Genomic DNA, 9406 nt, shown 5'->3' on the forward strand with positions numbered 1-9406 from the left:
GGCTGCAGGCCTAGAAGCGGTAGCTGGCCGTGAGCGCCAGGTTGCGCGGGTTCCCCGGCGACAAGACCAGGTTGTTGCTGGAGACGTAGTAGCGCTTGTCGAACAGGTTCTCCAGCTTGAACGCGAAGCGCCAGTCCCTGGCCCGGTAGGCCAGGGTGGCGTCCCAGCGCACGTAGCTGGGCACCGTGTGGAAGTCGCGCTGGCTGTTGCTGTTGACGCGGTCGCCGACGTAGGTGCCGCCGGCGCCGGCGCTCCAGTTGCGCCACGATTCACCCTGGAAGTCGTAGTTCACCCACAAGCGGGCATTCGCCCGCGCCGTGTTCGACGGCCGCACACCAATCAGGTTAGCCCGGGTTTCTTGGGTGATGCGCACGTCGGTCAGCGAGAGGTTGGCGATCACGCCCAGCCTCGGCAGCGGCGAGCCGACGACATCGAACTCCACGCCGTCGCTGGTGATTTCCCCGGTCTGGATGTTGAAGCCGTTGTGCTCGGGATCGGCCGCGCTGATGTTGGTCTTGGTTATCCTGAACACGGCGGCGCTGAGCGACAGCTTGCCGTCGAACCAGTCGGACTTGACACCCAGCTCGAGCTGTTCGCCGATCGTCGGCTTGAACAGCTTGCCGAAGAAGTCCTGCCCGACCACCGGCGCGAAGGCCTCGCTGTAACTGCCGTACACCGCGAGCACCGGGCTCGGTTGCCAGACGATGCCGGCACGCGGCGACAGCGCCGAGGAGTCCGCCCCGGCCAAGCTGCCGTTGAGTCGGTTCGCATTGCGGTTCCGGGCCTGGTCGTAGCGCGCGCCCAGCAGCAGCTTCCACTGCGGCGCCAGGTCCACCAGATCCTGCAGGTACAGCGCCTTCGCGCGGATGGCGCTGTCGCTGAGCGTCGTCTGCCGCAAGCCTTGGCGCGAGAGCTGGCCGTAGACCGGGTTGAAGATGTCGAGTTCGTTGGCCGCCACACCGGCGCTCGCGGACCCGTTGTTGTCGGTGCTCGCTATGCGGTCCGTCTCGGCGCCGAGCAGCACCTGGTGGCGCATGGCCTGCAGGCGGATGTCGCCGGAGACCTCGAATTGGGCCGTCAGCGTCTCGCGGTCCGTCTGCTGCTCGGCGAAGTTGCGCCCGATCCTGCCAGTGACGGGGTCCACGTTCGAGATGTACTCGGTGCTGACGCTGCGGCTGTTCAGGTTGTCCTTGATCAGCTGGGTCGTCTGCGTGACGTGGCGCAGCGCATGCCGCAGCTTCCACTCGCCATCGATCTGGTGGTCCACGGTGTAGCCGAACAGGCGGTCGGAGGTGTCGCGGTAGTGCTCGGGTTCGCTGAGCAGCCGCGACAGCGGGATCGGCGCCGGCGCACCGCGGTAGAACGGCAGGCCCATGTCGTCGCCGTTGGAGCGGTGATCCTCCAGCAGTTCGAATTCGGCCGAGACCTGGGTGCGGCTGCTCGGCCGCCAGCCCACGGCCCCGGCGAGGAATTGGCGATCGGAGAACGAGTCATCGCGGTAGGTGCCGCCATGTTCCAGCGCCGCGTTCAGCCGCAGGCCCAGCGTGCCGCCTTCGGACACGGTGGACAGGTCCACGGTCGGCCGAACCAGCCCGTAGCTGTCGACGCGCAGGCTGGCCTCGTAGCGCGGCACGAAGAGCGGGCGCTTGGTGATGTAGTTGAGCGTTCCGCCCGGCTCGATGCGACCGTAGAGCACGGAAGCCGGGCCCTTGAGCACCTCGATCTGCTCGATGTTCGACGTGTCCCGCATCGAGCGGCGCCGGTCGGGCATGCCGTCGCGCAGGAACTCGCTCGTCGAGAAGCCGCGGAAGATGAGGTTGTCGCCAGAGCGGGACGAGGGCGCGCCGATGTTGACGCCGCTGGCGTTCTGCACGATGTCTTCGGTTCGGAAGGCGCCCTGGTCGTCGATCACCTTGCGCGGCACGACCTGCACCGAGACCGGGAGGTCGCGCAGCGGCGCCGAGATCTTGCTGGCGCCGCTGGCCTCTTGCTTGCGGTAGCCGCCGTTCGTATCCCGTTGGCCCATCACCTGGATGGTCTGCAAGGGCGCGTGCTCCACCGGCGCGCTGCTGCCGGCCGCACCGGGCGCGGTGGTCGATGCCCGCAGCGCATAGTCGCCGCCCGGTTGCGCGACGGCCTCGAGCCCGCTGCCCTGCAGCAGCGCCGACAGTCCTTCGCGCACGCCGTAGCTGCCCGACAGCCCCGCACTGGTCTTGCCGGCCGTCAGTGCAGCATCGATCGCCAGCAGGATGCCGGCCGACACGGCGAAGCGGTTCAGCGCCTGGTCCAGGCGGCCGGACGGGATGTCGTGGCGCGCGACCGCGTGTGCCTGATGCATCGGCGCCTGGGCCTGGGCGAAGGACGCGGTGCTGCCGAGAGCGGCCGCCCAGCCGGCACACAGAACGGCTTGCGACAGGATGGTGCGCCGGAATCGTTGGCGCACGGGCACGTGCCGCGGGCCGGCGGCGCTCAGGTCGGGATGCATGGTCTTCCTCTTCGATGGTGGACGGTGGGCTGCCGCTGGTGCGAGCGCTGCCCTTACCTCCATCCCGAACGACGCAGAAAAAGTGCTACGGCTTGCGCTGAAAAAAGTGAGCGGTTCGACTCAGCGCGCCGTCACGGTCACCCAGTAGCGGGTGCTCATGTGCACGCGCACCGGCAGCGCCTGCGCCAGCGAGTTCAGAACGCGGTCGCTGTCGTCCAGCGGGTAGACGCCCGACACCACCAGGCCGGCCACCGCCGGGTCGCAGCGCAGCACACCGCTGCGGTAGCGGCCCAGCTCGGCCAGGAAGTCGCCCAGGCGCATGCGTTCGGCCACCAGCAGGCCCTGGGACCATGCCGCGGCGAGGGTGTCAGCGGCCTGCGAGGCCTCGGCAACTGCGTGGCCGAAGCGCGCCTGTCGGCCAGCGTCCAACTGGATCGGCGCGCCGCCGCGCGGTGAGATCTCCACGGCGCCCTCGAAGACCTGCACCAGGACCTGGGCCGGGTCCTTCTCATCGAAGCGGCGCACGGTGAACCGGGTGCCCAGCGCACGGACGCTGCCCTCCTCGGTCTCGACGATGAAGGGGCGGTCCTCGCGCGACTCCTGGTGCGCCGTCTGGCGCGACGTTTGGTGGGCTGTATGGCGGGCCGTCGCAACGAAGATCTCGCCGCTGCGCAACAACACACGCCGCGCGTCGGCGCCGAAGCGCAGGTCGACGGCACTGGCCGTGTTCAGCGTCAGGCGGCTGCCGTCGGGCAGGGTCAGGTCCCGCTTCTCGCCACGGGCCGTGCGGTGCTCGGCCATTGCCAGCTGCCACGGCCGCTTCTCCGCCACCGCGCCGGCCACGATGCCGGCTGCGGCCAAGAGGCCGAGGCCCCGCAAGACGCTGCGGCGCGCAGGCGCAGGCGCTGGCCTGGGCGGCCGCAGCACCGCGCGGGCCACGCGGTCCGGCGCCACGTGCAGCTGCCGGCCCTGGCGCTGAACGCGCTGCCAGGCCTGTTGGTGCGCGGGGTGTGCGGCGCGCCAGCGCTCGAAGGCCTGCCGCTCCTCGGCCGTGACTTCACCGGACCACAGCACGACCTGCCATTCAAGGGCCTCCCGCCAGGCGTCGGCCGGCGCGGCAGGCGGCAGGGCGGCGGCATTCGGCACGCTCATGGCGCGCAGCGATCGTCGCCGAGCGCGGCGAAACAGGCCTCCGTGGCCTTGAGCATGTACTTTCGAACGGTGGCCACGGCGATGCCTTGCTGCAGGGCAATGACGCTGTAGGTCAGGCCCTCGAACTGCGACAGCACGAAGGTCTCGCGGACCTTGGGTGCCAGCTGGCCGAGCGCGGTGTCGATGCGAATCAGCACCTCCAGCACCAGGGCCCGCTCCTCGGGCGATGGCGCCGTCGCCTCGGGCTGGCAGGCCAGCGCGTCGAGGTAGGCGGCCTCGATGCGCCGACGCCGGTACTGGTCGATGACCAGGCCCTTGGCGATCTGCATCAGGTGCGCGCGGGACTGCTCCAGCGGCGGCGTGCGGCCCGAGGTGATGATGCGCAGATAGGTGTCGTGCGCGAGGTCCGCCGCGTTCTGCGAACAGCCGAGCTTGCGGCGCAACCAGGCCTGCAGCCAGCCATGGTCGCGGCGGTACAGGGCGTGAACATCAACCTGCAGTGCGACGTGAATCCCCGGCATGGTGCCGCCCCTTCCAGACTCCGATGGAGTGTGCGATCGATATCGTAAATGAGAACGCTTCTCATTCTATATTGATCTCCCGGCAGGGCGCAACAGAACGTATGGCTCGCCCCAGCGCTCGACACGCGCGTCCTGGCGTCCTGCCGAGTCGCCGTCGAAGCTCCCGCCTTGGCGCATGCCGCTGCGCGGGGCGCGAATCGCACGCCGCCCTCACAACATCGGCTAACAGGGCATCGCTGCGGCTGCGCTAGGGTGCGGCGATGAATGCTCACGATCCGCTGGCCAAGCCCGCCGATGGCGGCGTGGCCCCGGGCTACCGCCTGGACAACTTCGAACTGCAGGCCGTCGTGCTCGTGCACGCCAACGGCGTGGTCTACCGCGCGTGGGATCACAACCTCGGCATCCCGGTGGCGATCAAGGAGTACCTGCCGAAGCACTTGGCGTGGCGCAAGGCCGATGGCGACGTGGAGCCGCTGGATGCCGACGCCGTCGACGCGTTCGAACGCGGTCGCCATGCCTTCGCGAACGAGGCCCGCGTGCTCGCGCGCTGTGACCACCCGTCGCTGCTGCGCGTGCGCCAGCTGCTGCATGCGCACGGCACGAGCTACCGCGTGATGCCCTGGTACGCGGGCCGGCCCTTGCTCGACGTGCGGCACGACATCGACGCTCCGCCCGACGAACCGGCACTGCGTGCGCTGCTGGGCGACCTGCTGGATGCGCTGGAGGCCTACCACCGCGTCGGCGGCGTGCACGGCGGCGTGAACCCGACGCAGATCCTGCTGCTCGACGACGACCGCGCCTTGCTGCTCGGCCCGGGCACGGCCCGGCGCGACACCGCCATCGGCGCCGTCGGTTCGCCGGTGCGACCGCTGGAGCCCAGCTTCGCCGCGCCGGAGCAGCTTGCGCCGTCCGAGTACGCGCCGACCGGGCCGTGGACCGACTTCTTCGCACTGGCTGGCGTGGTGCGTTTCTGTATCAGCGGCATGCTGCCACCGCCGCCGGGCGGGCCCGTGCCCGAGCCGGTGGCGGCGATGGTGGAGAAGCTGTACTTCGACGCACCGGGCGTGCGCTACAGCCAGAACTTCCTCGCCACGCTGGATGCCGCAGCCTCGCTCGACATCGCCGAGCGGCCGCAGTCGGTGGCGGCGTTCCGCGATGGGCTGGATCACGGCCCGCAGCGCGCGGCGGAGTCGCCCCTGCCGGCAGCTTCGCCGGCAGCCGCGCAGGCACCGCTGGCGGATGGGCTCGAGACGCAGTCCATGCCCACCGCCGCGCCGGCGCCAGGTGCGACGGTTGCCGAGGCCCCCGCGACGACGCCGCCACCGACGGAAGAGACAGTCGACGCCGAGACGGTCGCCTTGATCCAGCGCGTGATCGAGTCGATCCCGCCGCGCAGCGAGCCGCTGCCGCTGCAAGCGCCGCTTCAAGCGCCGCCGCAACCGGCGCGGGTCGAAGCGCCCTGGCAGGCCCAGCGCCTGCTCGATCTGCCGCCGACCGCCTTGCCACGCCGCCGTCGACCGATGTATGGCCTGTGGTTGCTGCTCGTCGTGCTGCTGCTGGGGTTCATCGGCTACGCCGCCTGGGAACTGCGGCTGCTCCCAGCGCGCAGCGCCGAGCCGACGGTGGCATCGGCCATGCCGTCGACAAGTCCTGCGCCGGTGAAGGCCGCGGAAGAAGCCGCGACCGCGCCAATGGCTGCGGCCTCGGCGGCGCAGGCGGCCGCTGAGGGCGAAACGCCCCCGCCGGCCGCCTCGTCGAGCCCGCGTGCGGAGATCGGGGCTGCCCCACCCACTGACTCGCCCGCCGCCACGTCGTCTGTCACCACCGTCGTCGTGCCGCCCGTCGCCGCTGCATCGCAGGCGGCCGAAGCCGCAGCGCACCCCGCAGCTCCCGCCAGCCCGGACAGCCCGCGCGAACTGTGCGGCGACCGCACGGAGTTCTCGCTCTACCGCTGCATGCAGCAGCAGTGCGCGAAGGCCACCTGGGCACGGCATCCGCAGTGCCTGCGGATGAAGGCGACGGACCGCGTCGATTGAGCTGACGTGATCGGACCTGCTGGCCTGCCCCGCAGGTCAGCGCTCGACCGGGGCGCTCTGCGCCGACTCCCTGTCTTGTCCCCTGAGGCCCCGCGGTCAGTGCAGCATCGCGTCGTCCGCTGCTGCGATCATTGACCCGCATGCAAACCCTGCTGACCCTGATCGAACAGCATGGCCTGTGGCTGGTGCTGGCCAATGTCTTCGCGCTGCAGGTCGGCCTGCCGGTGCCGGCCTACCCGACGCTGATCGTCGTCGGCGCCATCACCGCGCGCAGCGGCATCCCCCCATGGCAGGTCATCGCCGTCGCGGTGTTGGCCAGCCTGGTCGCCGACCTGCTGTGGTACGCCGCCGGCACGCGGCTCGGCCGTCGCGTGCTGCGCCTGATGTGCGCGCTGTCGCTGTCGCCCGACAGCTGCGTTCGGCAGAGCGAGAAGATCTACGAGCGCTGGGGGCCGGCCTCGCTGATGGTGGCCAAGTTCGTGCCCGGCTTCGCCGCGGTGGCCACCAGCATGGCCGGCGTGGTGCGCACGCCGCTGGCCCGCTTCGTGGTGTTCGACAGCATCGGCGCGCTGCTGTGGAGCGGCGTGGCCGTGGCCATCGGCTGGCTGTTCCGCGACGCGGTGAACGAGGTGCTCGATGTCTTCGCGCAGGCCGGCCGCTGGGGCGTCGGGCTGCTGGTGACGGCGCTGGCGCTGTACATCGCCGTCAAGGCCGTGCAGCGCTACCGGCTGATCCGCATGCTGCGCATGGCGCGCATCGGCGTCGATGAACTGAACGCGATGCTCAGGCGCAACGAGCGGCCCTTGATCATCGACGTGCGCTCGCTGGCCACCCAGCGCGAGGGCTGCATCCCCGGCGCGGTGTGGATCGACAGCCGCGCGATCGATACCAGCATTGCCGAGCAGGGGCTGGCCGACAGCCTGCCCGACGAGGTCATCGTCTATTGCGACTGCCCCAACGAGGCCAGCGCGGCGCTGGTGGCCCGGCGGCTGATGCGCGCCGGCTTCAAGCGCGTGCGCCCGCTGGCCGGCGGCATCGAGGCCTGGGTCGAACACGGCTACGACGTGGAGATGAATCAATAACCCGCGGCGGCGGCCAGCGCCAGGTAGTCGGCCAGCGCGCCGACATCCAGCAGGTTCCAGTCCCGCCCGTTGTGCAGGTAGATCCGGCCGCCGGCGGTGCCCAGGTAGTTGCCGCTGCTGGCGTAGTAGCGGTAGGTGTAGGGCGCCCACACGCCCGGCGTGCCGGGCCCGGCGAAGTACTGCGGGTAGGTGAGCTCGGCCCAGTTGAACACCCGGTCGACATCGCTCAGGCCGGCCGCCGCGCGCACCGCCGCGCCGGCGTCCAGCAGGCCGGCGCCGCAGGTGCTGGCGGTGCAGAAGCACTCGATCTGCTCCACGCCGTTGGGGGCGTGGCACAGCGGCACGCTGGGGTCGCTGCTGGTCGTCGGGAAGGGCCGGGTGGTGGCCATCAGCAGGCTCTTCAGCTGGGCCGGCGTCAGCGCCGGGTTGACCGACAGCATCAGCGCGGCCGTGCCGGCCACCAGCGGCGTGGCGAAACTCGTCCCGAACGAGGCGTTGAAGCCGTCGCTGTAGCTGCTGTTGCCGGGGCCGGCGCTGCCCGTGTTGGTGGTGGTCAGGATCGGGTACAGGCACTCGCCGACTTCGTTGACGCAGTTGCCGGCCGGTGCCGCCAGCGTGACCTCGGGGCCGACGTTCGAATAGCCGACCTTGGTGCCGGCATGGCGCACGCCGGCCACCGCGACCACGCCGGCGCAGTTGGCCGGCACGCCCACCGCCAGGCCTGTTCTGTTGCCTGCGGCGGCCACCACGACGACGTTGGCGGCGCTGAGTCGGCGCACTGCATCGGCGTAAGCCGGGGTGCAGGAACCGTCGCCGCCCAGGCTCATGTTGAGCACGCGCGCCGGGTGCGGGTTGAAGCTCGGATTGCCCGACACACCGCCGGCCCACAGCATGCCGGCAATGATGTCCGAATCCCAGCCGCCGCACTTGCCCAGCACCCGCACCGGCAACACCGTCACGTTGTAGCCGGCACTGGCCATGCCCACGGCATTGCCGGTCTGCGCGGCGATCAGCCCCGAGGTCTGCGTGCCATGCCAGCTGCTGCCGACGGCATCGCCGCCGTCGTTGCACTCGTTGAATGCGGTCCAGTCACCGGGGTCGCTGGGGTCGTTGTCGCGCTCGCTGCCATCGTTGGCCGTGGACACGTCGTTGATGAAGTCATAGCCCGGGTGCAGCTTGCTCGCCAGGTCGGGGTGCTCGAAGCGCACGCCGGTGTCGATGTCGGCCACCACGATGCTGGCCGAGCCGGTGCTGACGTTCCAGGCCGCGGTGGCGTTGATCGCCGAGACGAAGGTGGCGTCCGGCGCGCGCAGGTACCACTGGCCCGCCGCCGGCGAGATGGCGGCATTGGCGGCGAACAGCGGGTCGGCCGGCGCCCCCAGCGCGCGGCGGCGGCGGTCCGGCACGGCGTATTCGACATCGGCGTCGGCCGCCAGCCGCGCGGCCAGATCCGCCGAGCGTTGGCCCTGGGTACCGAACAGCACCTGGCTGTGTGCATCGATCACCCGACCGTCCCGCAAACCCAGGCCCAGGCGCCGGGCCAGCGCGGCGGCATGTTGCGGGCCGCGGGCTGCCGTGCCGCCGGCCTGCAGTGCGCGCATCAGGCTGCCGCGCGCCTTGAACTTGACGATGACCCGGGCGCCCGCCGCCTCGTCGGCGGCGGCCAGCGTGGCAGCCGATGGCTCGGGCCGTGGCAAGCCCCGTTCGGCCGCGGCGGCCGCCGGCCCCAGCGCGAGGGCCAGCACGGCGGCCATCGAGGCCAGCGCTTTGGCAGGACTGAAACGCATCGGCAGGCGCATCGGCAAGCGGTTTTCCAGCATGGCCAGGAATGATAGACGCGGCTCCCGGCCACGAGGCAGCCGAAGCCGCGAAGGCCCACCGGGCCTGTGGTGCAATGCCGGATTCGCCCCTCTGCTCGACGTCAAGGCTCGCCGTGAAACCGACCCCACCCTCTGCCCAGCCCGGTGGCGCGCCGAAGGAGGAGGGCGCCATCGAGGTCGATGCCTACCGGCCGACCTCGCGCCGCCAGCATCTGATCCTCATTGCCGTGGCGCTGGCCACCGCCGTGATCCTGTGGCTGTTGCTGCTGTACCGGCCCGGCGGCAACCCGCGCCGTTACGTGCCCGCGCC

The 9406-nt window shown here is 70.9% G+C and carries 7 protein-coding genes; 3 read left to right on the forward strand and 4 right to left on the reverse strand.

All coding sequences use genetic code 11. The features are described from left to right. Positions 1 to 10 precede the first annotated feature (10 nt). From VLK61_RS09105 to VLK61_RS09115, 3 genes are all read right to left on the reverse strand, one after another. On the reverse strand, positions 11 to 2485 hold the full coding sequence (locus tag VLK61_RS09105) for a TonB-dependent siderophore receptor (protein WP_325420361.1): 2475 nt from the start codon (positions 2483 to 2485) through the stop codon (positions 11 to 13). Between the two features lie 120 nt (positions 2486 to 2605). Further along, positions 2606 to 3637 (reverse strand): FecR domain-containing protein, encoded by a 1032-nt coding sequence (locus VLK61_RS09110; RefSeq protein WP_325420363.1) that lies wholly within the window; start codon positions 3635 to 3637, stop codon positions 2606 to 2608. Beyond that, positions 3634 to 4158 (reverse strand): sigma-70 family RNA polymerase sigma factor, encoded by a 525-nt coding sequence (locus VLK61_RS09115; RefSeq protein ID WP_325420365.1) that lies wholly within the window; start codon positions 4156 to 4158, stop codon positions 3634 to 3636. Before VLK61_RS09115 ends, VLK61_RS09110 begins: the two co-directional genes overlap by 4 nt. 260 nt (positions 4159 to 4418) lie before the next feature. Between VLK61_RS09115 and VLK61_RS09120 the strand changes: the two genes are divergently transcribed. Further along, positions 4419 to 6194: a hypothetical protein gene (locus tag VLK61_RS09120; RefSeq protein ID WP_325420367.1), complete on the forward strand. Its 1776-nt coding sequence runs from the start codon at positions 4419 to 4421 to the stop codon at positions 6192 to 6194. 140 nt (positions 6195 to 6334) lie between these two features. Continuing rightward, positions 6335 to 7276: a rhodanese-like domain-containing protein gene (locus VLK61_RS09125; protein ID WP_325420369.1), complete on the forward strand. Its 942-nt coding sequence runs from the start codon at positions 6335 to 6337 to the stop codon at positions 7274 to 7276. Here the strand turns inward: VLK61_RS09125 and VLK61_RS09130 are convergent. Further along, positions 7270 to 9096, reverse strand: a complete 1827-nt coding sequence (locus VLK61_RS09130; RefSeq protein ID WP_325420371.1) for a S8 family peptidase — start codon at positions 9094 to 9096, stop codon at positions 7270 to 7272. The genes VLK61_RS09125 and VLK61_RS09130 overlap by 7 nt on opposite strands. A 113-nt stretch (positions 9097 to 9209) precedes the next feature. Between VLK61_RS09130 and VLK61_RS09135 the strand changes: the two genes are divergently transcribed. Then, positions 9210 to 9406: hypothetical protein (locus VLK61_RS09135; protein ID WP_325420373.1), on the forward strand; the 197-nt coding region annotated here is incomplete at its 3' end.

The organism is Aquabacterium sp., from assembly GCF_035476535.1.
Taxonomy (GTDB): Bacteria; Pseudomonadota; Gammaproteobacteria; order Burkholderiales; family Burkholderiaceae_C; genus Pseudaquabacterium.